Genomic DNA, 24,651 nt, shown 5'->3' with positions numbered 1-24,651 from the left:
ATGGCGCGTACACCCCATATTCCGACGCTCGCCATCTGGGCCAACGGCCAACGCGTAGGCACCTGGCGCATACCCGAGCGCGGCGCGGACGAGTTGCGCTACGACGATGCCTGGGTCAGCTCACCTGCAGGACGCCCGCTCTCGCTGTCGTTGCCACTGGTCGGCGGCTTCATCCACAAGGGAGCGGTCGTTCAGAACTACTTCGACAATCTGCTGCCTGACAGCCTGCCGATTCGCGAGCGCATCGCAAGCCGCTTTCGCACGCGCACCACACAGCCGTTCGACCTGCTCCAGGCCATCGGCCGCGATTGCGTAGGCGCCATTCAATTGCTGGGCGAGGACGACACCCCGGCGAGCGTCGAGCGCATCGAAGGCGAGCCGATGAGCGAAGCCGGCGTCGAAAAGCTGTTGCAGCAAACCGTCGACCCTGGCAGGTTCGCGCAGGCCTCGGCGCCCGAAGACGAACTGCGCATCTCCCTGGCCGGCGCCCAGGAAAAAACCGCGCTGCTGTGGCACGAGGGCCAGTGGGTGCGCCCGCACGGCGCGACGCCCACCACGCACATCCTGAAGTTGCCGCTGGGCCTGGTCGGCCATCGCAAGGCCGACTTCTCGACCTCGGTGGAGAACGAGTGGCTCTGCCTGAACATCCTTCAGGAATACGGTATTCCCGTGCCACGCACGGCCATGCTGCAGTTCGGCGCGCAGAAGGTGCTGGCCGTCGAGCGCTTCGACCGCCGGCTGCATTCGTCGGGCAAGTGGTGGCTGCGCCTGCCGCAGGAAGACTTCTGCCAGGCGCTGGGCAAGCCCTCGCACCTGAAGTACGAAGCCGACGGCGGACCGGGTATGACCGACCTTGCGGGCGTGCTTCGCAGCTCGGCCAATGCGCAGGAAGACCTTGCCACGCTGCTGGCCGTGCAGCTTCTCTTCTGGATGCTCGGTGCGCCCGACGGGCATGCAAAGAACTTCAGCATCGCCTGGCTCCCGATGGGCCGCTACAGGCTGACACCCATCTACGACGTGATGTCCATCTGGCCCGTGGAGGGCAAGGGACCCAACCAGTTCTCACGGCACGAGGCCAAGCTGGCCATGGCGCTGATCGGCAAAAGCAAGCACTACCCGTTCAAGACCATCCAGCGGCGCCATTTCAACGCCATGGCACAAAAGTGCCACTACGGCCCGGATGCAGAAGACATCATCCAGCGCGTGCTCGCAGACACGCCGGGCGTGATCGAACGGATGGGCGCGCGCTTGCCGCCGCACTTTCCGGCTGCGGTGTCCGACAAGATTCTGGAAGGGCTCGCGCGCTGCGCCAAGGTGCTGGCGGCCATGCCGGCTTTATAGGCCTGTACCGCTCGCCGCGGCCGTTGGCCGCTCAGCGCGTCACACGCCCCTGCACGCCTTCGGCCAGCCAGTTCATCTTCAGGATCTGCTCGTCGGTCAACTGCGCGCCCTTGACGATCACCATGCGGCCTTCGTTGTCGCGCACGTCGCCCGCCACCGCGCGAAAGGGCTGCAGCTTGCCGGCGGCAATGTCCTGCTGCCGCGCGAGCACCTCCTCCTGCACGGCCTTGGGCACGCGCGTGCCGAAGTCGCCGACGCGGATCATTCCTTCCTTCACGCCGCCCCAGAGGTTGCCGCTCTTCCAGTTGCCGTCGAGCACGGCCTTGGCGCGCTGCGTGTAGTAGCCACCCCATTGATGGGTGACCGCGACGAGCTGCGCGTCAGGCGCGATCTTGCGCATGTCGGAGTGGTAGGCAATGGCCATCTTGCCGCGCTCCTGAGCGGCCGCCATCACGGCCGTGGAACCGGTGTGGAAGGACACCACGTCGGCGTTCTGGTTGAACAGGGCCATGGCCGCGTCGCGCTCCTTCGGCGGGTCGAACCAGGCGTTGAGCCACACCACGTGAACTTGGGCCTTCGGGTTGACAGAGCGCATGCCGAGCGTGAAGGCGTTGATGCCCTGCAGCACCTCGGGAATCGGAAAGCCCGCGACGTAGCCCGCAATGTTCGTCTTCGTCATGCGGCCCGCCGCGATGCCGGCGAGGTAGCGCCCCTCGTAATAGCGCGCGTTGGCGGTCGCCACGTTGGGCGCGGTCTTGTAACCGGTGATCGATTCGAACTTGACCTCGGGAAAGTCTTTCGCCACCTTCAGCGTCGGCTCCATGTAGCCGAAGCTCGGCGTGAAGATCAGCGAATGGCCTTGCCGCGCAAGGTCGCGGATCACGCGCTCAGCGTCGGCGCCCTCGGCCACGTTCTCGACGTAGGTGGTCTTGACCTTGTCGCCCAACGCGGCTGCGACGGCCTGGCGGCCCTCTTCATGCTGGCGCACCCAACCGGCGTCGGTGACGGGCGTGACATAGACGAAGCCGATCTTCAGCGGCGGCGGTGTCTGCGCATGAGCAGACGATAAAAAGCAAGCGGCAACACACGCCAGAACGGCGCGGCCCACGAGGTTTTTGTACATGGTGTTCCTCTACATGGCCCCAGAAAAACAAGACCCGCAACCGGCTGGGACGACCTGATGCGGGGGCGTGATTTTATGCGGCGGCCGGCAGCGAGACTTTGTCCAGGCTCTCGCCTTCAAGCACCGACGTCGATCCGGCAGTTCAGCCGATGGCTACTTCGTTGGGGTTGATGCGAGCCCCCGCATCAGCGCCAGCAGCGCATGTTCGAGGTCCTGCTCGAAGTCGTACCGCAGGCTTTCCAGCCCGGGTTGCGCGATCACCTGGCCCGCCACTTCCGACGGGTTGCTGAGCGGCCACAGGCCGATGATCAACGGCAGCGCGTGCTTCACGACTGTCTCGAAAGACTGCACCGACATGCTGGGCAGGCGCGCATGAAAGTTCTGCGCCGTCTGCTGCCGAACGGCGAGCAGGTTGCCCTTGAATTCGACCATGCGCTCGAGCGACACATTGCGCTCCAGGATGGACGGCAGGATGCTCGTCAGCCGACAAAGCAACGGCCGCGCAGCAACGGTCGACGAGAAGGCGCGGGCGATGTGTTCGACCGTCGCGTCCGCCTGGCCTCCCTGCGTCAGCATCGCGCTCAGCTCGGCATGCCAGCCGCCGAATTCTTCGACGAGCAACGCCATGAGCACCGCCTCACTGCTCTCGAAATACCGGTAGACGTTCGATTTGGTCATCTGTGCCTGCCGCGCCAGTTCGTTGATGCCCAGGTCGAGCACGGTCGGGCTTTCTTGCAGCAGGTTTCGCGCGGTGGCCAGCAGGTGGGTTCGCCGCTCTTCCTTCTGCTCGGCGGACCTCGCGCGTAAGTACAAGGCCGGCGCGTTCACGGGCGAATTCACGGGCGGGTTCATGCGGAAATCACTCTCTATTTGATTAAAGACCAGTGGTCTGCTACATTGAAGACCACTGGTCTCCAATCTTGCCTGAAAGCAAGGGGGCCGACCACCTTCTGCTTCAACGCGACTTCAACAAAGGCAAATGTCATGGCTGCAAACGTCGACTCATGGGTTCTCATTACTGGTGCGTCCAGCGGTTTTGGCGAGGAATTCGCCCGGCAATACGCCGCAAAAGGCCATCCGCTGATTCTGGTCGCGCGCCGGCTCGATCGGCTGCAGGCCTTGGCCGCCACGCTGCGGCAGGCGCACGGCGTGAAGGTCATCGTGGAGCAAGCCAACCTGTCGGACATGGCGGCAGTCACCGGCCTGCACGCCAGCCTGCGCGAGCGCGGCATCGCGGTCGACATCCTCATCAACAACGCCGGCCACGGCTTGCAGGGCGCCTTCCTCGACACGCCGGTGCAAAGCGCCTTGGACATGCTGCAACTGGACATTGCAAGTCTCACAGTGATGACCCGCCTCTTCGGCGAAGACATGCGCCAGCGCCGCCGCGGAAAGATCCTGCTCGTCGCCAGCCTGCTGGCCCACTACGGCGTGGAAGACATGGCCGTGTATGGCGCAGCCAAGGCTTACGTGCTGCGCCTTGGTGACGCCCTGCACCGCGAGTTCAAGCGCGACGGCGTGACGGTGACATCGCTGTGCCCCGGCATGTCGGACACCGGCTTCGCGCAGGCGGCCAAGCAGAAGATCACATGGGGGCTGAAGCTCCTGATGATGAAGCCGGCGCCCGTGGTGCGCGCTGGCATTCGCGCGCTGAATGCGGGCCGCATCAGCGTGGTGCCCGGCTTCAACAACAAGGCCGCAGTGGCGATGGTGTGGGCCACGCCGCGCTGGTTGCACCAGCCACTGTTCGCGCGAATCATGAACGGCTGAACCCCTTGTGCCGGGCGTGCGGGCACGGCGGTTCAGCCAGCTGCGGCAACCAGCGCCCTACTGCGGCGCTGCCATGCGCGTGGCGGACGCCTGAATCTCTTCCACCGTCACTGTCATCTCGCCCATTTCCAGCGGCCCGTAGTTCGACAGAAAGGCCACGTCCGCCGCATCGCGTCCATAGGCCACCACGATGCGACCGCCGCGCGGCTGGTCTTGCGTGGCGTCGAAGGTGTACCAGCGCCCGCCGACGAAAGCCTCGAACCAAGCGTGCATGTCCATCGGGTCGAGCCCATGCAGAAAGCCGACCACCAGCCGGGCCGGAATGTGCAGGGCACGGCACAGCCCGATGCCCACATGCGAGAAATCGCGGCACACACCCGCACCGTCGTTCAGCGTGTCCAGGGCGTCGGTGGAGCCGTCGCTCACGCCGTATTTGTATTCGAGGTTGGCGTGAATCCAGCTGCGGATGGCCTCGACTTGCGCATAGCCAGGCGTGGCATCACCCGCAATTTGTTCGGCGCGCTCGCCCATCTTGTCCGACGGGCAATAGCGGCTTTGCAGCAGGTACTGCAGCGCGTCGAACGGCAGGTCTTCGACCGGCACCGCCGCGGCGCTGGGCTCCACCGCAATGGCGCCCTCGGCCTCCATGATCATCTCCACCTCGATGCGCATCGTGCCCTGCGGGATCTTCAGGCGCTGGCACAGGTTGCCGAAGCTGTCGACGTACTCGGTGGTGGGCACCCAGGGGTGCAGTTCATAGCGCTCGCTGACCATCCACTGGGCCTCGCCGCTGCGGGGCCGCAGCATGGCGACCACGGGGCAGTCGCTGGGGGCGGTCACTGTCATCTGACATGTCGCGTGGAGCCTCATGGGCATGTCCTTGCTGGTTGAAACATGGAAAAAGAATGGGCCTGCCGCTTCATTGCGAGCAGGCCCTGCGCGCCTCAATAACCCGTCAAGCCTTCGGCGGATCGTTCTCGCGATCGAAGTGGCGGGGCCCGCCCACCGCCGTGATGAAAGCCGCAATGGCTTCATCGGCTCCGGCTGCAGCAGCAAGGATCAGGCCCGGGTCCGCCGCGCCGTCCGGCAACGTCATTGGCAGTTGCGCCTCGGCCAGCAGCGCCTCGGAGGCACCCAGCGCCAGAATCGTCTTGCAGTGCCAGTAGTGGTCGCGCACAAACTCCAGCGTGTGGGCATCCGCGTCCAGCGCTTCGACGGCCGCTTCGCCGTCGGGCAGCACCAGCGCGTCGAACAGGAAGCCGGGCGAGTTTTCCATCGTCGCGTCGATTGCGAACTTCTCGCCGCCCACACCCACGCACGTTCCCAGCCGCGCGCCGACGAGTCGCGGCACCGCACCGGCGGCCACCAACGCCGACACCAGCTTCTGCAGCGATGCGCCCTCGACCCCGTTGGCCACCAGCACGGCCACCTTGCGCGTGCGAATGCCGCCGTCGCCGGGTCGTGCCGTGAGCGACAGCGCCGGTGACACCTCCACCTCCGGTGCCGCCGGCGTTTCCAAGGCCTTGGGCAAAGGCGCGGGCAGGTCCATGCCCAGGTCCTGCGCCAGGCGCTGTGCCAAGTCGGGTGCGGCGTTCAACAGGCTGGCTACCACGCGCTCACGCACGGCAGGCACCGTCACCTTGGAAAGCTCGAAGCGAAACGCATTGCCGATGTGCGCCTTCTCCGCCTCGGTCTGGCTTTCGTAGAACAGCGTGGCTTGCGTGTAATGGTCGGCAAACTTTTCGGGCTTGATGCGCAGCTTGTCCGCGCTCTCCTTGGCGTCGATGCGCCTCGCGATGCTCGTGAACCCCTGCGCTGCGCCTGCCTGAAACGGGCAACCACCGGCCAGCGAATTCGGCTCGTAAGCCACGCGACCCCGATGGATCGCCTGGCGGTGCATGCCGTCACGCTGGTTGTTGTGCACCTGCGCTATCGGTGCGTTGATCGGCAGCTCATGAAAGTTGGGCCCGCCCAAGCGGCTGATCTGCGTGTCGACGTAGGAGTGAATGCGCCCCGCCAGCAGCGGGTCGTTGGTGAAGTCCAGGCCCGGCACGATGTGCGCCGTGCAGAACGCCACCTGCTCCGTCTCGGCAAAGAAGTTGTCCGGGTTCCGGTTGAGCACCATGCGCCCAACGATCTGCACAGGCACCAGCTCTTCGGGAATGAGCTTGGTCGCATCGAGGATGTCGAAGCTGAACTGCTCCGCCTGCTCTTCCGTGAAGATCTGCAGGCCCAGCTCCCACTCGGGGTATTCGCCCGCGTCGATGGCCTCCCACAGGTCGCGCCGATGAAAGTCCGGGTCCGCCCCTGAGATCTTGACGGCCTCTTCCCACACCAGCGAATGCGTGCCGAGCTTGGGCTGCCAATGGAACTTCACCAGAAAGCTCTCGCCCGCCTCGTTCACCAGCCGGAAGGTGTGAACGCCAAAGCCTTGCATCATTCGGTAGCTGCGCGGAATGGCGCGGTCGGACATCTGCCACATCAGCATGTGCGTGGACTCGGGCATCAGCGAGACAAAGTCCCAGAAGGTGTCGTGCGCGCTGGCCGCCTGCGGCATCTGATGGTGCGGCTCCGGCTTCACCGCGTGCACGAGGTCGGGGAACTTCATCGCGTCCTGAATGAAGAACACCGGCATGTTGTTGCCCACCAGGTCCCAGTTGCCTTCGTCGGTATAGAACTTCACGGCAAAGCCGCGCACGTCGCGCGCGGTGTCCTTGGAGCCGCGTTCACCGGCCACCGTGGAGAAGCGTACGAACACCGGCGTGACCTTGCCCGCCTCCTTGAATGGCGCGGCCTTGGTGTACTTGGTCAGCGGCTCGTACGCCTCGAAGAAACCATGGGCGCCCGAGCCGCGCGCGTGAACGATGCGCTCCGGAATGCGCTCATGGTCGAAGTGCGTGATCTTCTCGCGCAGGATGAAGTCTTCGAGCAACACCGGGCCGCGCGCGCCCGCCTTCAGCGAGTTCTGGTTGTCCGCGATCGGCACGCCCTGGTTGGTGGTGAGCATCTGCCCACTCGAATCGACCCGCACCCGGTCCAGCGTGCCGATGGTCGCGTTGGTGCCCTCGCTTGCGACCGTGCCCGTTTTCTCCGACGCGTTCTGCTCGGACAGCGTGCTCCCGCCCGGCAGCCGCGAAGGCGGCTTGACAGTCACACCTGCCGGCGTGGCCTGTGCATTGGCCTCGCCGTGCTCCAGTGCCTTGTTGGTGTTCGAGGGCATGCCGCTGGCCAGGGCTTGGGTGTCCATTGCCTTCTGAGCAGGCGGATCGCCCTTGCCGGCTTGAGGGGGCATGGGGCTCGCGGGCCCACTGTCGGTGTTGCGCGCTGCGGCTCTCGCCGCGTCAATCTCGGCAGCGCTGGCTGCGGGGGTCACAGGGGTTTTCTTGGCCATGGCTTTCTCTCGAAATGGGGAGGGCAAGGCTATGTTTCACAACTGCCGCGCTTTGTAGGAAGCCGCCGCATCGGCACCGGGAGATTTGCAACAGGAGAAGACAGTCCGCGTGGGGCCTGGAAGGCACTGCAGAGCCGGCTACTTCTGCAACCTCGGTGGTTTGGGCGGCCTGTGCTCCAGGTAGCGCTCCCACAGAAAAAGCAAAGGCAATGCGAGCTGATGAATTGCAGCGAACAACAAGCCCAAGCTGAACATCGCCACCGCGATGAAGGGGCTTGCAGCAATGCCAAGGAAGAGTTTCAGCATCTCGGCCCTACAAAAAAACCAGCGATATTGCCCAACACGGCCTGGGTGTGCGCGTAGGAAAACGCCGCCAGATCCATGGTTGGTGAATGGGTGCATGGCGTTGAATGAGCGGGCGCCAGCCCCACACCGCCGCCTACACGCAACCCGCATGCGCGCCGACGCAACGCGACAAGCGCAGCCCTAGATTGCACACAACCCACCTTTCCCCACACCTGAAGGAGAACCGTCGAATGATCGGCATCGTCGTTCCCGCCCACAACGAAGAGGCTTGCATCAGCGCATGCCTGGTTGCCCTGCAAGACGCTGCCCGGCACACCGAGCTCGCGGGCGAGCGTGTGGAGATCTTCGTCGTGCTGGATTCATGCACCGACGCCACCGGCGTGTTCGCCTGCGCCGGCGGCGCGACCACGCTGAGCATTCGCGCGAAGAACGTCGGCATGGCACGCGCCGTCGGCGCCGAGGCGCTTCTTGCGCGCGGCGCACGCTGGCTTGCGTTTACCGATGCCGACACCATCGTGTCGCCCTCGTGGCTGGCGGACCAGTTGTCACTGCGTGCCGAGGTGGTGTGTGGCACGGTGGCGGTGGCCGACTGGACGCCGCATGGCGCGCACGCGCCCCTGCTCGCGTGGCATTTTGAGCAGACCTATACAGACGACGAAGGGCACTCGCACATTCACGGCGCGAACCTGGGTGTGTGCGCGGCCGCGTACCGGCGCGCGGGCGGCTTTCGTCACCTGGCGTGCAGCGAAGACGTGGCCCTGGTCAATGCGCTGGTCGCGTGCGGCGCGTCCGTGGCATGGAGCGCGAAGCCCCGCGTGATAACGAGCGCGCGCAAGGATGCACGGGCCGTCGGCGGGTTCGCGGACGCTTTGCTGGGCGCGGTGGCCCAGCGGCTGGAGGCTGCATCGCGGCCGCTGCTGCTGGTGACGCCTGCCGTTGCGAATCCGTGACCTGCGAACGGTGCACGGCCGAGCCGGGTGCGCCAACAACAAGCAAGCCTGACCTGAACCTGACACGCAGGTTAGTTCGCTTTGGCAAGGATCTTTGCGTGATGTAACCCGGGGCGATAAGTAGTACGTAATTCGTAACAAACCTCCTAGGATGGCGCCAAACAAAGGAGGGACACGTGACACGTGCATCTCGGCGCATCCGCATTTCTTGCACCCATTCCCTGTCCTGCGACAGGGCTCGATACGTGTCGACGGTGCGCGGGCGCGAGAGCGCAAGCGCATGAGTGCGCCGCCTCGGCCCGCGATCGACATCGCCCCTCACCTTCCCGTGCTCGAGCTGCCGCTGGACCGCCCCCGGCCTGCGGTGCCCGGCTTCGACGTGCGGCAGACGGAACGCACGCTGGACAACGGCCTCTTGCCGGCCTTGCGCGCGGCAAGCGCCCAGGCCGGCAGCAGCCTGTTCGCCGGACTGCTCGGCGCGTTCGTGGCCACGCTGTACCGGCTGACCGGGCAGGACGACATCGCCGTCGGCATTCCGGTGAACAGCCCACCCGCAACCGCCCTCCTGCCAGTGCGCATTGCCACGCAGGGCCAGTTGCGCTTCGACGCCCTGGTGGCCGAATGCCAAGTGGCCCTGAGCGACGCGCTTGAGGCCCCGCATTCATCGGCGAGCGTGCGGTTCCAGCTCGACCCCGCCTTGGACGACCGCCCAGTCAGCACACAAGGCACCCCGCCACCCGCCTTTGAAACCGTCGAGCTCACCCTCACCCTGCGCCCGCTGCACGGCCGCCTAGTGGCCGAGGCGCGTTACAACGCAGCCCTGTTCGACGAGGCCAGCGTGCAGCGTTGGCTGGAGATGTTCGAGTGCGTCGCGCGCTCGGCCGCGCACGACCCCACCCAGGTCATCGGCCGGCTCGACGTGCTCTCGCCCGATGCCGCCCGCACCCTGTTGGCGCTGCAGCCGCCCCGCACCGCGCTGGTGGGCGCGCCCTTCGCGCATGCCGGTTTCATGGTGCGCGCCGCGCGTGACCCCACGCAGCCCGCCGTGCAAGACGGTGCGCAGCGCTGCAGCTACGGCGAGCTGCACGCCCTCTCCAACCGCCTGGCCCATGTGCTGCGCGAGCGCGGCGTCGGCCGCGGCCAGCGCGTGGGGCTGTGCCTGGCGCGCGGCATCGACATGCTGGTCGCACTGTTGGCCGTGCTGAAGTCGGGCGCCGCCTATGTGCCGCTGGACCCGAGCTTTCCGCAGGCCCGGCTCGACTACTACGCGCAGGACGCCCGACTCGGCGTGCTGCTGACCACGTCCGACATGGCGACCGCGCCGCGCGCGTGGTGCGCCGACGCCGCCACCCGCCTGTTCGAGCTCGACCGAGAGCCCGGCTGGCGCGGCGCATGCCCCGACCCGCTTGCGCCGAGCCCCTTGGACGCATTGCCCGACGACGCCGCCTACGTGATCTACACCTCCGGCTCCACCGGCAAGCCCAAGGGCGTGTGCGTGCAGCACCGCGCGGTGGCCAACCTGCTGCAGTCGATGCAGCAGGCGCCCGGCATCGGCCCCGGCGACCGGCTCGCGGCGGTGACGACGCTGTCGTTCGACATGGCGGTGCCCGAGCTGCTGCTGCCGCTGGCCGCCGGCGCCCAGATCGTGCTGGTGCAGCGCGACACCGCCATGGACGGCCTTCGTCTGCGCGCCCTGCTGGACGCCGAGCGCATCACCGTGCTGCAGGCCGCGCCCGGCATGTGGCAGTTGCTGCTGGAGGCGCAATGGCAGGGCCGGCTCGATGAAAATGGCCCGGGCCCCGGCCTGCGCGGCTGGATCGGCGCCGAGCCAGTGCGCGGGCACCTGGCGCTTGCGCTGCTCGCGCGCTGCACCGAGCTGTGGAACCTCTACGGCCCGACCGAAACAACCGTGTGGTCGACCGCGTGGCGCATGCAGCCCGACGTAATCGCCGCCAGCGGCGTGTCGATCGGCCAGCCCATTGCCAACACCGACGTGTGGATCCTCGACGCCGCGCTGCAGCCCTGCCCCCAGGGCGTGCCCGGAGAAATCTGCATCGGCGGGCACGGCGTGACGCTGGGCTACCTCGCGCGGCCCGAGCTCACCGCGGAGCGCTTCGTGCAGGTGAACATTCTGGGCACCGCCACACAGGTCTACCGCACCGGCGACCGCGGCCGATGGCGCAACGATGGCCTGCTGGAGCACCTGGGCCGGCTCGACTTTCAGGTGAAGGTGCGCGGCTACCGCATAGAGCCCGGCGAGATCGAGGCACGCTGCAACGAACACGCCGGCGTGTCGCGCAGCGTGGTGGTGGCGCGCGAAGACCACCCGGGCGACGTGCGCCTGGTGGCCTACCTGACGCTGGTGCCCGGCGCCACGCTCGAGCGCCGCGCGCTGGCGCAGCACCTGCGCGAGCGGCTGCCTGCGTACATGGTGCCGCAGCATGTGGTGACGCTCGCGGCGCTGCCGACGTTGCCCAACGGCAAGATCGACCGCGCCGCGCTGCCGCCACCGCAGGCCGTGCCGCGCGATGTGCAGGCCGGCACTGACATCGCCACAGACATCGCCATCGACACCGTGCCGGCGCCCTTGCCGCACGCGCCGCTGGACTGCCGCTTCGACCGACCCAGCGCGCCGCTCACGCCGTCGCAGGAGCGCATCCGCTTGATGGAAGAGCAGCACCCCGGCCGCGCGTTCCACAACATGCCCTGCGCGCGGCGGCTGCTGGGCGCGCTCGATGTGGCGCACCTCGAAGATGCGCTGCGCGAAGTCATTCGTCGCCAGCCCGCGCTGCGCACCTGCCTGGGGGTCGACCCACGCAGCGGGCTGCATGTTCAGTCGATCGCGCCGCATGTGGCGTTCTCGCTGCCGCTGACCGACCTGCGCGGCCTGCCGATGGACCAGCGCGAAGCCGAGCTGGCCGACCGCATGCAGGCGCTGGCCGACCGGCCCATCGACATGCACCGTGCGCCGATGGCCCATGCGGCGCTGTTCCAACTCGACGACAACGAGCATGCCTTCGTGTTCGTGCCGCACCAGCTGGTGTGGGACGACGGCTCGTTCGCGCTTCTCCAGCGCGAACTGGCGGCGCTCTTCGAGGCCACGAGCAGCTCGGGCAACGCCGGCTCGCAACCGCTGCCCGCAATTGCCACCACGCACGGCGACCATGCCGAATGGCTGACCCGGTCGATGACGGAACCGGCCTTCAAGGAGCAGCTCGGCTTCTGGCGCAACCGCGCCGTCGGCGTGCCACCGCTGCCGCCGCCGCACACTGACATGCCGCGCCGCGCGGGCCGGCACGGCCAGGGCGGCACGCAGCCGATCGACATCGACCTCGCCACCACGCAGCGCCTGCGCGGCGTGGCCCACGGGCTGGACGTGACGCTGGGCATGCTGGCCTTCGGCATCTACGCGCTGACCCTGGGCCAGGTAACGGGCACCGGCGCGCTCGCCATCGCCCACCCGGTGCGCGGGCGCCAGCAGCCCGAAACCGAGGGTGTGATGGGCCGCTTCGACCACCTGCTGCCGGTGGCGCTGACGCTGGACATGCAACAGCCGCTGGCGCGCTTTCTGCGCGGCGTAAAAAACGAACTGCACCTGCTCGCGCACCACCCGCACGCGCCGACGGAGCGCTTGGCGGCACCGTGCCATTGGAATTTTTCCTTCCGCGACGCCAGCCACGACACGGGCCGCCTTGGCGCGTTGCGCTCACACCCGATGCACCTGATGCAGCGCGGCGCCACCGAGGACATCGCCCTGCGGCTGGTGGAAAGGCCGCACGGGCTCCAGGGCGCGCTGGTCTGCAACACCGGCCTCTACCTGCGCGAAACCGGCGCCCGGCTGCGCGAGCGCTACCTGGAGCTGCTGCGTCGCGCAGCCGACCAGCCCGACGCCACGCTGGCCAGCATCGCCAGCACCGAAGGCTCGGCCAGCGCGACGTATTTGCTGAAGTTGCTTGCGACAGCGCCTGCAGAAATCACTGATGCGGCGCAGCCACTGCCGCTGCCCACGACCCATCTGGCGCGCCCCGGGGAGGCGCCACTGGCGCAGATCTGGGCCGACGTGATTCGCATCGACGTGCGGGACATTCGCGCGAGCGACAACTTCTTCGAGCTCGGCGGGGACTCGCTGCTCGCGCAGCGCGCGGTGCAACAGACCGCACTGCAACTGGGCTACCGGGTGGAGCCGCAGCGCTACCTGTTCGAAACGCTGGGGCAGATCGCGGCCTCGTCTATGGCGCAGACCACGCATGCTCCGCCTTCGCACAACCTCTCGGTCAAGCCGGCGGGCCTGCTGGCCCGCGCCTTCGGCGGCTGGTTGCGCAAGGGCTGATGCGCCCCGCGGCCTACTCGTTGTCCGGCGCCTGCAGGCTCGCGGAAATCTGGTACTCGACCCAGCCCCAGTAGTGGTCGAGCGTGGTGCCGTCGCGCACGGCCCGCTCCCAGTTGGCCAGGGCAAAGGCAGGGTGCTCGGGCGCCGGTGCGTACTTGTCGCGCAGGCCGGTGGCCCCCAGGTCGAGCTCGTCGGCAAAGTCGTCCATAGAGAACGCAGCCGCGCCCGCGCCGTGTGCGTCGCCCCATGCATGCTCGCGGCCAGCTGCGGCATGCTGGCCCGCCAGCACCACGCAGTCGCGCCCGCGCGCCTTGGCCCGCAGCAGCGCCTGGTCGGCCTCCCTGAGCGACGCGCTGGCATCGCGGTCGGCCAGCATCGGCGCGATGCCGATCGACACGGTCAGCGGTATCGCTTCCGAGCCGGTCACGAACGGGTGCGCCGAAAACGCCTGGCGAACCGCTTCCACGCAGGCATGCGCCTCCGTCAGCGGCATCGTGTCGAAGACCAGGCCGAACTCCTCCCCGCCAAGCCGCGCAAGGGGCACCTGGCCGGGCACCAGCGCGCGCAGCCGCCTGGCCACCTCCACCAATGCGACGTCGCCCACGTCGTGGCCGAAGCGGTCGTTGATGGACTTGAAATAGTCCAGGTCGATGATGGCCAACGAGGCCTGCGCGCCGCTCTCCACCACGGCCTGCGCCGACTGCATGGCGCTGTTGAAGCGGCGGCGGTTGGGCAAGCCGGTGAGCGCGTCGGTCTCCGACAGGTCGATCAGCTTGCGGTTGAGCAGCGAGAGCTCGCGGTGCGCTGCGCGCAGGGCGTCTTCGCGCTGGATGAGTTCGGTCACGTCGGTCCACACGCAGGCGATGCCGCCCGCGTCCCAGGGCTGCTCCTGCACCCGGTAGAACCGCCCGTTGCGCGCGCGCATGGTCAGCGGCACCTGCAGCGGCCCGGTCTGGGTGCTCTGGCACAACAGCGCGTGGGCTTCGTCGCCGCCAAAGATGTCCTGAAACTTCTTCCAGTACTCGCCCTGCGCCGCGCCGCGCCGCTCGATCTCCGGCACGCTTTCGATCAGGCTGAGAAAGTGCTCCGAGAAGAACCTGGAATTGACATAGCACAGCGCCCCTGCAGCATCGTGCACGATGAGCCCCACGTTCACCACCGCCATCAGCCCCTGCAGCAGGCTGTCGTCCGAGCCGGGTGCCTTCTGCCCCGACACGTCGGACCAGACCTTGAAACGCCCGCCATCGGGCTGCGGGAACATGCGCAGTTCGAGCCAGCGGCCATCGGCGCGCTGGTAGCGAATCGGCCCTTGCTCGTTGGCGTGGCGGTGCATCGCGTTGCGCATGGCATCGGCGCGCTCCTCGAGCGAGGCTTGCGGATGCTGGAGCGCGAGAAAAGGCTCCAGCGTTTCAACGTACGGCGTGCCCACGCGCAGGAACGGGGCCACCTCCGGAAAGAACGCCACATAGCGCTCGTTCCAGAAAATGACCCGGTCCGCCGCGTCGTAGCCGCAAACAGCAGACGCCCCATGGGCCATCAGGGCCTGCACCAGATTCTCTGAGCCGAAAAACATCTGAGTCGTCCATGCCTAGCTGTTTGGAGCCGTGCGGCATGCACGTCCCTTCCTGACTAGATTGTTTCACGTTTTAACAATTTCACACCACTTCCTGAGATCGGCTTTTCTGGGCGTTGATCGGGGCCTTCACCGGGGCATTTACCGCAATATTCACCGCAGCATTTATCGGGGCCTTCATCGCTGCACTGACCGGGACATTGACCTACTCGAATGTCCGCGCTTGACCGTATGCGTGAGGCGCCAAGCCGAGCGAGCCTCCAAGGCCAGACCCGTCATCCACACACACACAAGAAAGGCCAGCCAACATGACCGCTGCAATTACCGCCATGCCCGCCCCGACCGCAGACCCATTGCTGACCCCGCCCCACATGACCCCGCTCGACGTTTCGCAGGCCATGCTCGAAGGCGAAGAAAACCCGAACGTCGCACGCCCCCTCACGCCCAAGGAACAGGCAGCGCGCGGTGCGCCGGCTGGCAACGACACCGAATTGAGCAACGGCGCCCGCTTGCTGCGCGCGCTTCGCAGTCCTGCCGTGGCATGGGGCGCTACGGCTGCGGCCGGCATTGCGCTGGCACTGGTCTATGGGCGGCGAACCAACCGGTTCTGAGCAGCCGCTTCTTAGGGATTGAAGAAGCTAGGGCGCGGTGGGGTCGTGCGCGGCGTCTGCGTTCAAGCCGATGCCACCGCCCATGCCTGCGCCTCCAGCGCCACCCATTCCACCTGCGCCACCACCGCCTCCACTTTTCGCGCCGCCGCCGCCTTCACGCTGCGGTGTGCCTTTGGCTCGCACCGGCCCTTGCTTGGGAATGCCAAGCTCCGCGGGAATAGGCCCCAGGTCGAGTACCTCCCGAATGAAAAGGCGCAGCGACACCACCAGCTTCGCCGTTTCCACGGGCCGCCCTGCAACCATGTCGTTGGCAGCGCGCGCCGCCAGCCGCACCTGCTCCTCAGTGCCCAGCAAGATCACGTCGGACAGCGCGGCCTCCACCGTGTCGCGAATGCGCCGTCTGCGGTCCGATGCCGCCAGCGCCGCGGCCTCCACACCTTCGCGCGCGCGCAGTTCGCGCAGGTGGCTGGGGTCCACCGACAGGTCGCCGGTGAAAGAACCGCCCAGCACCTTGTAGGCCGCAATCAACGTCTTCAGGCGCTCGTTGATCTGGCGGTTCTGCCGCTCGCGTCGCTGCTGAATGCCATGCATCACGATAAGTCGAATGCCCACGGCCACCAGCGACACGACGACAAGGCCGAGCAGCGTGGTCAGCAGGCCTTGCCAGGAACTGAAGTCGAGTGAATTGCGCATCGCCGAATCATGCGCATGCAACGCGCCACCCGGCGCCAGACACCGGCGCGCTCAAGCGACAGGCAACGCCGCTGCTCCCGCTGCTCCCGCCAGGGCAGGCGCGCCGCCCGCCTCTGCCAGCGCTTTCGCAAACAGCTCGTTGCGATGGTGCAGGCCCATGCGCTCGAAGGCCCGGTTGCGATACGTCTTCACCGTGCCCGCGGAAATTCCCAGGTCGGCGGCAATGCCGTCGTAGGTCCAGCCGCGCAGCAGTCGCTGGCACACCTCGCGTTCGCGGCGTGGCAGCTCGGACAAGGCAGACGGCTCGGGGTTGAGCGCGACCACGTCGCTGCCATCGCACTGTGACTCCTCGACCTGCTGCGCCGCCGTGAGCCGCAGATGCAGATTCACCGTGGCCAGCAACGGCGGCGCCAGGCTGCACAGCAGATCGACCTCGTCATCGCGGAACGACGGCTGCGCCATGCCGCGGTACAGGTTCACTGCCAGCACACCGCCAGAAGCGTCGCCCTCCACCAGCGACACCCGCTCGCGCAGCCCGTGGCGTATGTAGATGGCCTTGCGGTGCTCCAGCGGAATCTCGCGTGCGTGCCAGCGCGTGACCACGGCGTCGCCGCCATCCGCGACTTCGCGGGCCGCCAGAAAAGTGCAGTCGCGGCTGTACAGGCCCTGTCGGTACACGCGCCACGAGTCGCGCGTGCCGTCGGCAATGCCGAAGGCGCCGCCGCCGTAGCTTTCGGGCGGCGCATCGGGGAACAGCTTGTAGACCGACATCCAGCACATCGGCAGCGCGCGGTTGAGTTCAGCCAGTGCCTTGGCGCTGAAGTTAGGCTGGCCGGTGCAGCCGATGACGCCGGCCAGCGCCAGGCTGGCGCGCTCCGGCACACCCGCGGGGTCTGGCCGTGGCGCGCGCTGCTTGAGGGGAATCAGGTCCATGGGGGCAAGCTAGCGGCTGCGGCGCAATCTTCCATCGGGATTGACCCTGTTCCCGCGGCCTCAGTTGCAACTGAAGTTGGCGGCGTCTTCCGTGCTGCCGCTGCCCTTGTAGCGCGACTGCTTCGGCCAGGCACACAGCGGGCGCGTGCGGCCGGGCGTGGTCACCTCGCGGTTCTCCGGCCGGGCGCGCGCCACGATGCGCTCGGGCGGCTGGCCCTTTTCTACCCAGTTGACCAGCGCGCTCAACCCGTCGTACTGGTCGGTGGCGGGGCCGCCAGCGCAGTGCGCCATGTTGGGCACGGTGAACAGGCGTGCCATGGCGTCGGTGCGCTCGCCGTAGCGCTCGCGCAGCAGACCGAGGTAGCGCACCGTGTCCTTCACAGAGAACACCGGGTCGCTCACGCCGTGAAAGAAAAGCATCTTGCCGCCATGCCGCGCAAAGGCGTCGACGTCGGGCGAATCGGGCACCTCCCATTGCAGGGCCGACTGCGCAAAGGTGCTGCTGACCGCCGCCACCTTGGCGCTGTCGCGTGCCACGTCGTAGCCCAGCGCGTGGCCGTAGAAGTCGGTCGTGACCGTGGGCGGCGTGCTGAAGACCATCGCCAGCGCGCCGGTCATGAGCGTGATGTTGCGTGCATTGGGCACGGCTCCGGGCGCGTCGCCGAACTTCCAGCGCGTCCACTCGACCGAGTGCAGGCCCGCGTCGAATGTCCAGTCGCTGTAGATGGCGCGGCCGTTGGCGTCCTTGGGGCCGGCAAAGGACTGCGCGAGCGCATCGACCTGCGTGCCCGTGAGGCACTGGGCGGTCTTGGCGCCGGTGCAGCGCAGCGCCTCGGGCTTGAACTTGCAGGCGGGCCAGTTGTCGACGATGCCGTCTTTCAGGCCGTCGAGTGCGTCGCACTGGTTCAGCACTTCGGCCGTCAGCAGCTTCATGTCGGCCGGCGAAAAAGCGGCGGACAGCACGGGCCGGCCGCTGACCAGGGGCGCGTTTTCGGCCGCGGCCTTGGCATAGCGCTGCGTGTCGAACACCGCCTGCACCGACGCCAGCGGCACCCGGTAGGCCGGCGCGGAAGCGATCACGCCGTCGAACATGTCGGGGTAGCGCTGCGCCATCATCATGGCCTGCCGCCCGCCGTTGGAGCAGCCCACGAAGTACGAGCGCTCGGGCGCCTTGGCGTAGTGCGCGGCAATCAGCGCCTTGGCCACGCGGCCGGTCTGCGCCATCGAGTTGAAGCCGTTGTCCAGCCGCGCCTGCGGGTCGAGGCCGAAGCGGTACGGGCCGTCGGGGCCGGGCTCGTCGAGGTGGCCGGTGTCGGTGAACACCACCGCATAGCCCTGCATCAGCGCATTGCTGGTGTTGCCGCCGCCGGTGAGCTGACCCACCGCGTCGCGCAGCGTGCCGTCGGTGCCGCCGCCACCCTGGAAGAAGAACCGGCCGTTCCATTCCGCGGGCATGCGCAGGTCGAAGCCGATGGCATAGGGCTTGCCGTCGATGCCGGTGCGTTCGTTGATCTTGCCCTGCACATGGCAATGCGCGGGCACCGGCGCCTTGGCGCCCGGTGCGCCGGGCTGCACGCCGGTGAGCTGGATCTCGCCCGCGGGCACCGTCTCGCTCAGCACAAGGCGCGTGCCGATGGGCACCGCGGTGGCCAGCCGCGCACAGGCCAGCGGTGCGCCGGATGTGGCCGATGCGCCAGCGCCCGCAGGCGCGCCCGTGTCGATGCCCGAGCAACCCGCCATGAGCAGCGCCCCGGCGGCCAGGAGGTGCGTGCGCATGCTCAGTCTCCCTTGAAGCCGGTAGCCGCCACCACCTTCTGCCAGCGCGCCGTTTCGCCCACGATCATGCGGCGCGCGTCGTCCGCGCTGGTGCCCGCAATACTGAAGCCGGCCTCCTCGAGCCGGCGGCGCACCTCTGGCGCCTGCACGGCGGCCACTGCCTGCGCGTTGAGCTTGTCGATCACCGGCTGCGGCGTGCCGGCCGGCACGAACAGCACGAACCACGCGGAGAAGTCGGCCTTGGGAAAGCCCGACTCGGTGAAGGTGGGCACGCCCGGCAGCAACGGCGAGCGCTGCGGCGCGGTGGTCGCCAGCGCGCGCATCTTCTCTCCCTTGACCTGCGCCATGGCCAGCGCGGTCGACACGAACGCCCCCTGCACATCGCCCGCGATGATGGCGGTCACCGCGTCGCCGGTCGCGCGAAAGTGCACCGGCTCCACCTTGAAGCCACCCTGCTCCGCGAACATTTCCGCGCCAAAGTGCCCCGGCGTGCCCGCGCCGAAGGTGCCGAAATTGACCTTGTCTTTTTCCGCCCTGGCCATCTTCACGAAGTCGGCCACCGTCTTTGCCGGCGACGACATGGGCACCACCAGAATGAAGTCGGTGCGCACCACCTCCGACACCGGCACCAACTCGCGCGCCGGGTCATAGGGCAGCTTGGAGAACGCGGCCGGCGCAATGCTGATGGCGCTCACGTCGGCAATCAGCAGCGTGTAGCCGTCGGCCGTGCTCTTGGCCACGAACTGCGCTGCAATCTGCCCACCCGCGCCGGCCCGGTTCTCGACGACCACCGGCTGGCCGATGGTCTCGCCCAGCCGCTGGCCGAGCACGCGCGTGAGCACGTCGGGGCCGGTGCCGGGCGCAAAGCCCACGGCAAGGCGTACCGACCGCGAGGGGTAGGCCTGCGCGGTCTGGGCCAGGGCAAGCTGCGGGCAGGCCAGCGCCAGCGACGCGGCGGCGCCTGCGGTGAGGCAGCCTCGGCGGGTCATTTGCATGTTGTTCATCGGTATTGTCTCCGTCGGTTTTTGAATCGAATTTTTTGCCGCACGCGGCACTCAGCGCCCGGTGTAGTCGGGGCTGCGCTTTTCCATGAAGGCCCGCGGGCCTTCGCGCGCATCGGCGCTCGCGAACACGGCCTTCTTTGCGCGGTCTTCCAGCCGGTAGCCCACATCGAGCGGCACGCCGTTGGCTTCCATCACCGTCTGCTTCACGGCCTGCACGGCGAGCGGTCCGTTGGCTGCAATCTGCCGTGCGATTTCCTGGGCCTTGGCCATCAGCTGCGCGGCGGGCACCACGTAGTTGACGAGCCCGCATTGCAACGCGGCCTCGGCATTCATGGGCCGGCCCGTCAGCATGAACTCCATCGCCCGCGCATGCCCTATCTGCCGGGGCAGGCGCACCATCGAGCCCGCGAATGGGATCAACGCGCGCTGCACCTCCGGCAAGCCGAAGCTCGCATGCGCGGCGGCAATGCGGATGTCGGTGCCCAGCATCGTCTCGAAGCCCGCGGCCATGCAGGCGCCGTTGATGGCCGCAATCACCGGCTTGTGCAGCGCAAAGTCGCGCAGCGAGGACGCCGCCAGCACCAGCGGGTCGGTCAGCATGCGGTGCTCGAAGGCATCGGCCGGTGCGCGGTCGCCGGTCATCAGCGGCAGCGTGGTCGCCAGGTCGCCGCCCGCGCAGAAGGCCAGCTCGCCCGCACCGGTGAGGATGGCCACGCGCAGCGCCGCGTCGGCACGAAAGTCGACGAAGGCGTCGGCCAGCAGGCACAGCATGCGCGGCGTGAGCGCGTTGCGTGCCTCGGGCCGGTCGAGGGTGATGGTGGCGACATGGCCGTTTTTTTCGTAGCGGATGCCTTCGCTCTTGATTTCGCTCATGCGCGTTCTCCTTCGGCCGCACCCACGCGGCAGGTCAGCGCGAACACGCCGAGCAGTTTGCGCAACAGCACGGCCGTTTCGGGGTTGTCGTCCGCGGGCGTGCAATGCACCACCAGCCCCTTGCCTTCGGCGCGCACATCGACCGCCACGGTGGACGCCAGCGCGCTGCGCGCGATGCGGTCTTCCACCACCCAGCGGATGGCCATGGCGCGCAGCGTGGGCTTGTAGAGCTTGCCGATCGCGGTGACCGGCAACGCGTCGAGGATGAAAATGGCCTTGGGGAACGCGGGCCGCTCCGGAATGCGGGCCTGCGCAAAAGCGACCAGCGCGTCGGTGCCGACCGTGCGGCCCGCGCGCAGCGACACATAGGCCACCGGCACCTCGCCCGCGTACTCGTCGGGCGCGCCGACGGCCGCAGCCAGCAGCACATCGGGATGGGCCATGAGCGCGTCTTCGATCACCAGCGGGTCGATGTTGTGGCTGCTGCGGATGATCAGGTCCTTCGAGCGGCCGGTGACAAACACGCGCCCCTGTGCATCGATGCGGCCCACGTCGCCCGTCACCAACCAGCCGCCGTCGATGAGCACGCCGGCGTTGTTGTCGGCGTCGGTGTAGCCGGGGCCCACGTTCGGGCCCTGGATCTGCAGGATGCCTTCTTCACCCACAGCCAAAGGCGCGCCCGTTTCATCGGCCACGCGCACGCGGGTGAACGGCAGCGGCCAGCCGACCGACCCCGCCACGCGCGGCGCGCCGGCAGGCTCGATGGCAATCACGCCGCCGCACTCGGTCATGCCCAGGATGTTGCGCACCGCCATGCCCAGCCGCTGCTCGAAGGCCTCGGCCAGGTCCGACGGCAAGGGCGAGCCGCCGGTAAGCAGACAGCGCACACGCGACAGGTCTTCACCCTTCGTCGGCACGCCCAGCAAGGTGGACATGACGGTCGGCACCGCCGCCAGCAACGTCACGCGGTGCAGCGCCACGAACTGCCAGTAGGCCTGCATGAAGGCCGTGTTGCGCAGGCCCCGCAGCGTGGGCAGCACCACCTCGCCGCCCGCGAGCAGCGTCGACAGGCCGTACACGAAGGAGCCCGCCACATGGAACAGCGGAAAGCCGTTGAGCACCACGTCGTGCTCGGTGGTGCCGTACATGCGCGCCGCGCCCCAGGCGGCATGCAGCTGATTGCCATGCGTGTGCTGCGCGAGCTTGGGGCGCCCGGTGGTGCCGCCGGTGTGGAACAGCGCGGCGATGCGGTTTGCGTCGGGTTGGCGCAATGGGGTCAGGGGTGCGTCGGAATGGCTGGCTAGCAACGTGTCGAAATCCAGCGCGTCGCAATCCAAACCATCCAACTCACCCTGCGCGCCACCGACCGCGATGACATGCGCAAGCGACTTGCACCGTGCGCGCAGGCCCGGCACGCGCTGCCAGATATCCAGCTCCGGGTTCGGCCCCAGCGCCACCAGCACGTTGACCTGCGCCGCGTCGATCAGCTCGGCAATGTGCGCCTCGCCCAACAGGTAGTTGATGGGGCAGGCCACGCCCACCGCCTGCGCGCCCCACAGCGTGAAGTAGGCCTGCGGAATGGCCGGCAGCAGAAACGCCACGCGCGGCTCGGCGTCGCCGCACAGGTGCTTGAACGCATGCGCCGCGCGGCGCACCTGCGCCACCATCTGCGCATGCGTCCAGCGCGCGGGCGGCACCGAAGCATCAGCGCTGGGGATGAAGGTGATGGCGGGGCGCTGCGGATGCCGGCGCGCCGCGTCTTCCAGCGCGTCGAGCACGTCCGTGTGCGGCATGAAATCCGCGTAAGGCCGCGATTCAATCTCGCGAATGTCTTCCAGGCTCCTGATGCCAGCTGCTGCTTTCAAACACACGCTCCCAAGTCAGAGGAACCCGTTGCCGGGCAAATGTCTGAAGGGGAGCGTAAGCAGGCAAGGCCGCGGCGTCTGTCTGCCGCGATGGGGACAGACTTACCCTGAGATGGCGGCGGCCGTGACCTTGGCAGTGACCTTGCTCGTGCCCACGGCGTACCGCGCCGCTGGCGCGGTGCTCGACAACCGGCCCGACATCGCGCGGCGTGCCGCCTCGAACGCGTTCCACTCGTCCTGGCTCGGCAGCGCGGGAATCGTCACCTGCTCGCCCAGGTCGAGCCCCGCAAGCGCCGCATCGACCATGTTTTCGGCGCTCATGACGATCTCGCTCGGCAAGTGCTCCACCGCCAGGCCCGCGGTGGCCCAGAACTCGGTGGCGGTGGCGCCCGGCAGCACCGCCTGCACGCGCACGCCCTTGTCGGCCAGCTCGTGCTGCAGCGACTGGCTCAGCGCCAGCACATAGGCCTTGCTGGCACCGTACACGCCGTTGAGCGTTTCGGGCGAAATGGCCACGATGGAGGCAATGTTCACCAGCGTGCCCGCGCCGCGCGCCACAAAGCCGGGCACCGCCGCGTAGGTGAGCCGCGTGAGCACGTTCACGTTGAGCGCAATCATGTCTTCCATCTTGTCGATGTCCGACGCCAGCAGCGGCGCGGTGGCGCCCACGCCGGCGTTGTTCACCAGCAGCGTGATGCCGGGGTGGGTGCGCAGCACGGCCTCGACGCGCGCAATGCCCTGGGCGTCTGTCAGGTCGGCCACCAGCGGCTCGACCTTGCGGCCGGTCTGCTCTGTGAGCCGGTCGGCCAGCGCGCGCAGGCGTTCGCCGTTGCGCGCGACCAGCACCAGGTCGTAGCCGCGGCGGGCCAGGCGGTCGGCGTACACGGCGCCAATGCCAGACGATGCGCCGGTGATGAGGGCGGTGCCCTGAGTGATTGCAGTCATGGAAACTTCCTTTTGTTGGCCACGTCGTTGTGTGGCATGGGGGAAGTTTCCTCTTTGGAAGCTATGGCGTAATGTCATATAAGCCACCTTTCAGGCCATTCGTCTCGGCGCAAGGTTCAGGCCGTGGCGCCCTGCTGCCGCGCCACCCGGCGCACGCTTTGCGGCGGCTGCCCCAGCGTGCGCAGAAAGGCGCGGCGCATGCGCTCCGGGTCGCCAAAGCCCGTCTCGCTGGCCACCACGCCCAGCGCCAGGCGCCCTTCGTCGATGAGCGCGCGCGCCGCTTCCACGCGCAGGTTTTCCACCGCATGTGCGGGCGACTGGCCGGTCTCGGCCTTGAAGGCGCGGCTGAACTGGCGCGGGCTCAGGTGCGCAACCTCGGCCAGTTCGTCCACCGACAGCACATCGCGCAGGTTGGCGCGCGCATGCACCAGCGCCTGCTGGATGCGGTCGGAGCGCGGCTCCAGTTCCAGCAGCGCGGAGTACTGCGACTGCCCGCCCGCGCGGCGGTGATAGACCACCAGCTTCTTCGCAATGAAGCGCGCCGCCTCCACGCCCATGTCTTCCTCCACCAGCGCCAGCACCAGGTCGATGCCCGCCGTCATGCCGGCCGAGGTCCACACCGGCCCGTCGTTGATGAAGATGCGGTCGGGCTGCACCTTGATGCCGGGGTGGCGCTGCTGCAGCTCGTGCGCAAAGGCCCAGTGCGTGGTGGCACGGCGCCCGTCGAGCAGGCCCGCGTCGGCCAGCCCGAAGGCGCCGGTGCAGATGCTGGCCACGCGGCGCGCGTTGCGCAGGCCGGCACGCAGAAAGCGGCACATCTTCTCGGACGTGGGCTCGATGGTGAGCGCGCCCGTCATCAGCAGCGTGTCGAACCTGGCTCTGCCAAAGCGCTTGCTGCCGGTGGTCACGCCCGACGAACTGGCCACCAGGCCGCCGGCCTCGGACAGCAGCTCGACCTTGTAGACCGGCTTGCCCGCATGCATGTTGGCAAGCTCGAAGGCGGCGATGGCGGCGAGGTCGAGAATCTGGAAACCGGGGAAAACGAGCACGCCGATGCGTTTCATGGCCATGTCCTGAAAGGAGGGTTGCTTGCTGATCGAGACGCGGAGGCTAACGTCCGCCGGTCCACCTTATCGGCCGCAGGGCCATGCACACGGGCCTGCGCAC

19 protein-coding genes are annotated in these 24,651 nt (G+C 67.9%); 5 read left to right on the top strand and 14 right to left on the bottom strand.

From position 1 onward, the window contains the following. The gene (locus VLK31_RS23800) at positions 1-1,341 is read left to right on the top strand and encodes a type II toxin-antitoxin system HipA family toxin (RefSeq protein WP_409170925.1); all 1,341 of its coding nucleotides are present in this window, start codon (positions 1-3) and stop codon (positions 1,339-1,341) included. A gap of 31 nt (positions 1,342-1,372) precedes the next feature. On the opposite strand, the gene VLK31_RS23795 is transcribed toward VLK31_RS23800, so the two are convergent. Continuing rightward, positions 1,373-2,464, bottom strand: a complete 1,092-nt coding sequence (locus tag VLK31_RS23795) for a BMP family ABC transporter substrate-binding protein (RefSeq protein ID WP_409170924.1) — start codon at positions 2,462-2,464, stop codon at positions 1,373-1,375. Between the two features lie 153 nt (positions 2,465-2,617). Next, positions 2,618-3,316, bottom strand: a complete 699-nt coding sequence (locus VLK31_RS23790) for a TetR/AcrR family transcriptional regulator (RefSeq protein ID WP_409170923.1) — start codon at positions 3,314-3,316, stop codon at positions 2,618-2,620. 132 nt (positions 3,317-3,448) lie between these two features. On the opposite strand from VLK31_RS23790, the gene VLK31_RS23785 reads away from it, so the two are divergent. After that, positions 3,449-4,234, top strand: coding sequence for an SDR family NAD(P)-dependent oxidoreductase (locus VLK31_RS23785; RefSeq protein ID WP_409170922.1), 786 nt, complete (start codon positions 3,449-3,451; stop codon positions 4,232-4,234). A 57-nt stretch (positions 4,235-4,291) separates the two neighbouring features. On the opposite strand, the gene VLK31_RS23780 is transcribed toward VLK31_RS23785, so the two are convergent. From VLK31_RS23780 to VLK31_RS23770, 3 genes are all read right to left on the bottom strand, one after another. Continuing rightward, on the bottom strand, positions 4,292-5,080 hold the full coding sequence (locus VLK31_RS23780; RefSeq protein WP_409170921.1) for a transglutaminase domain-containing protein: 789 nt from the start codon (positions 5,078-5,080) through the stop codon (positions 4,292-4,294). Positions 5,081-5,189: 109 nt separating this feature from the next. Continuing rightward, entirely contained in the window at positions 5,190-7,625 is a 2,436-nt protein-coding gene (locus tag VLK31_RS23775; protein WP_409170920.1) for a catalase, read from the bottom strand. A gap of 138 nt (positions 7,626-7,763) precedes the next feature. After that, positions 7,764-8,027 carry a hypothetical protein gene (locus VLK31_RS23770; protein WP_409170919.1) on the bottom strand — a complete coding sequence of 88 codons (264 nt, stop codon included), beginning with the start codon at positions 8,025-8,027 and terminating at the stop codon, positions 7,764-7,766. A 134-nt stretch (positions 8,028-8,161) separates the two neighbouring features. On the opposite strand from VLK31_RS23770, the gene VLK31_RS23765 reads away from it, so the two are divergent. Then, positions 8,162-8,881 (top strand): glycosyltransferase, encoded by a 720-nt coding sequence (locus VLK31_RS23765; protein WP_409170918.1) that lies wholly within the window; start codon positions 8,162-8,164, stop codon positions 8,879-8,881. Between the two features lie 280 nt (positions 8,882-9,161). Beyond that, positions 9,162-13,211, top strand: a complete 4,050-nt coding sequence (locus tag VLK31_RS23760) for an amino acid adenylation domain-containing protein (RefSeq protein ID WP_409170917.1) — start codon at positions 9,162-9,164, stop codon at positions 13,209-13,211. Positions 13,212-13,224: 13 nt separating this feature from the next. Here VLK31_RS23760 and VLK31_RS23755 read toward each other — a convergent pair whose 3' ends face one another. Further along, positions 13,225-14,784: a diguanylate cyclase gene (locus VLK31_RS23755; RefSeq protein WP_409170916.1), complete on the bottom strand. Its 1,560-nt coding sequence runs from the start codon at positions 14,782-14,784 to the stop codon at positions 13,225-13,227. 371 nt (positions 14,785-15,155) lie between these two features. Here VLK31_RS23755 and VLK31_RS23750 point away from each other — a divergent pair, with 371 nt between their 5' ends. After that, a complete protein-coding gene (locus tag VLK31_RS23750) occupies positions 15,156-15,395 on the top strand; it encodes a hypothetical protein (protein ID WP_409170915.1) in 240 nt (79 codons plus the stop codon). 27 nt (positions 15,396-15,422) lie between these two features. On the opposite strand, the gene VLK31_RS23745 is transcribed toward VLK31_RS23750, so the two are convergent. The 8 genes from VLK31_RS23745 to VLK31_RS23710 form a co-directional block, all read right to left on the bottom strand. Next, positions 15,423-16,088, bottom strand: coding sequence for a hypothetical protein (locus VLK31_RS23745; protein WP_409170914.1), 666 nt, complete (start codon positions 16,086-16,088; stop codon positions 15,423-15,425). A 51-nt stretch (positions 16,089-16,139) separates the two neighbouring features. Continuing rightward, positions 16,140-17,021, bottom strand: a complete 882-nt coding sequence (locus tag VLK31_RS23740) for a LuxR C-terminal-related transcriptional regulator (protein WP_409170913.1) — start codon at positions 17,019-17,021, stop codon at positions 16,140-16,142. A gap of 60 nt (positions 17,022-17,081) precedes the next feature. Beyond that, on the bottom strand, positions 17,082-18,797 hold the full coding sequence (locus VLK31_RS23735) for a tannase/feruloyl esterase family alpha/beta hydrolase (RefSeq protein ID WP_409170912.1): 1,716 nt from the start codon (positions 18,795-18,797) through the stop codon (positions 17,082-17,084). A gap of 2 nt (positions 18,798-18,799) precedes the next feature. Then, positions 18,800-19,801: a Bug family tripartite tricarboxylate transporter substrate binding protein gene (locus VLK31_RS23730; protein ID WP_409170911.1), complete on the bottom strand. Its 1,002-nt coding sequence runs from the start codon at positions 19,799-19,801 to the stop codon at positions 18,800-18,802. Positions 19,802-19,852: 51 nt separating this feature from the next. Next, entirely contained in the window at positions 19,853-20,674 is an 822-nt protein-coding gene (locus VLK31_RS23725) for an enoyl-CoA hydratase-related protein (RefSeq protein ID WP_409170910.1), read from the bottom strand. Beyond that, positions 20,671-22,467, bottom strand: a complete 1,797-nt coding sequence (locus VLK31_RS23720; RefSeq protein ID WP_409170909.1) for an AMP-binding protein — start codon at positions 22,465-22,467, stop codon at positions 20,671-20,673. Before VLK31_RS23720 ends, VLK31_RS23725 begins: the two co-directional genes overlap by 4 nt. A gap of 174 nt (positions 22,468-22,641) precedes the next feature. Then, positions 22,642-23,484 carry an SDR family NAD(P)-dependent oxidoreductase gene (locus VLK31_RS23715; protein WP_409170908.1) on the bottom strand — a complete coding sequence of 281 codons (843 nt, stop codon included), beginning with the start codon at positions 23,482-23,484 and terminating at the stop codon, positions 22,642-22,644. Between the two features lie 116 nt (positions 23,485-23,600). Further along, entirely contained in the window at positions 23,601-24,548 is a 948-nt protein-coding gene (locus VLK31_RS23710; RefSeq protein WP_409170907.1) for a GlxA family transcriptional regulator, read from the bottom strand. Between the last annotated feature and the right edge of the window lie 103 nt (positions 24,549-24,651).

The sequence above is a fragment of the Variovorax sp. H27-G14 genome (assembly GCF_046156345.1).
GTDB lineage: Bacteria > Pseudomonadota > Gammaproteobacteria > Burkholderiales > Burkholderiaceae_C > Variovorax.
This window is presented reverse-complemented; position numbering and strand designations above follow the sequence as displayed.

What these genes read in the sequence shown, in the direction of transcription:
- VLK31_RS23800 (WP_409170925.1), top strand. Translation starts at nt 1, where the DNA reads ATGGCGCGTACACCCCATATTCCGACGCTCGCCATCTGGGCCAACGGC.
- VLK31_RS23795 (WP_409170924.1), bottom strand. Translation starts at nt 2,464, where the DNA reads ATGTACAAAAACCTCGTGGGCCGCGCCGTTCTGGCGTGTGTTGCCGCT.
- VLK31_RS23790 (WP_409170923.1), bottom strand. Translation starts at nt 3,316, where the DNA reads ATGAACCCGCCCGTGAATTCGCCCGTGAACGCGCCGGCCTTGTACTTA.
- VLK31_RS23785 (WP_409170922.1), top strand. Translation starts at nt 3,449, where the DNA reads ATGGCTGCAAACGTCGACTCATGGGTTCTCATTACTGGTGCGTCCAGC.
- VLK31_RS23780 (WP_409170921.1), bottom strand. Translation starts at nt 5,080, where the DNA reads ATGACAGTGACCGCCCCCAGCGACTGCCCCGTGGTCGCCATGCTGCGG.
- VLK31_RS23775 (WP_409170920.1), bottom strand. Translation starts at nt 7,625, where the DNA reads ATGGCCAAGAAAACCCCTGTGACCCCCGCAGCCAGCGCTGCCGAGATT.
- VLK31_RS23770 (WP_409170919.1), bottom strand. Translation starts at nt 8,027, where the DNA reads ATGCACCCATTCACCAACCATGGATCTGGCGGCGTTTTCCTACGCGCA.
- VLK31_RS23765 (WP_409170918.1), top strand. Translation starts at nt 8,162, where the DNA reads ATGATCGGCATCGTCGTTCCCGCCCACAACGAAGAGGCTTGCATCAGC.
- VLK31_RS23760 (WP_409170917.1), top strand. Translation starts at nt 9,162, where the DNA reads ATGAGTGCGCCGCCTCGGCCCGCGATCGACATCGCCCCTCACCTTCCC.
- VLK31_RS23755 (WP_409170916.1), bottom strand. Translation starts at nt 14,784, where the DNA reads ATGTTTTTCGGCTCAGAGAATCTGGTGCAGGCCCTGATGGCCCATGGG.
- VLK31_RS23750 (WP_409170915.1), top strand. Translation starts at nt 15,156, where the DNA reads ATGACCCCGCTCGACGTTTCGCAGGCCATGCTCGAAGGCGAAGAAAAC.
- VLK31_RS23745 (WP_409170914.1), bottom strand. Translation starts at nt 16,088, where the DNA reads ATGCGCAATTCACTCGACTTCAGTTCCTGGCAAGGCCTGCTGACCACG.
- VLK31_RS23740 (WP_409170913.1), bottom strand. Translation starts at nt 17,021, where the DNA reads ATGGACCTGATTCCCCTCAAGCAGCGCGCGCCACGGCCAGACCCCGCG.
- VLK31_RS23735 (WP_409170912.1), bottom strand. Translation starts at nt 18,797, where the DNA reads ATGCGCACGCACCTCCTGGCCGCCGGGGCGCTGCTCATGGCGGGTTGC.
- VLK31_RS23730 (WP_409170911.1), bottom strand. Translation starts at nt 19,801, where the DNA reads ATGAACAACATGCAAATGACCCGCCGAGGCTGCCTCACCGCAGGCGCC.
- VLK31_RS23725 (WP_409170910.1), bottom strand. Translation starts at nt 20,674, where the DNA reads ATGAGCGAAATCAAGAGCGAAGGCATCCGCTACGAAAAAAACGGCCAT.
- VLK31_RS23720 (WP_409170909.1), bottom strand. Translation starts at nt 22,467, where the DNA reads ATGCCGCACACGGACGTGCTCGACGCGCTGGAAGACGCGGCGCGCCGG.
- VLK31_RS23715 (WP_409170908.1), bottom strand. Translation starts at nt 23,484, where the DNA reads ATGACTGCAATCACTCAGGGCACCGCCCTCATCACCGGCGCATCGTCT.
- VLK31_RS23710 (WP_409170907.1), bottom strand. Translation starts at nt 24,548, where the DNA reads ATGAAACGCATCGGCGTGCTCGTTTTCCCCGGTTTCCAGATTCTCGAC.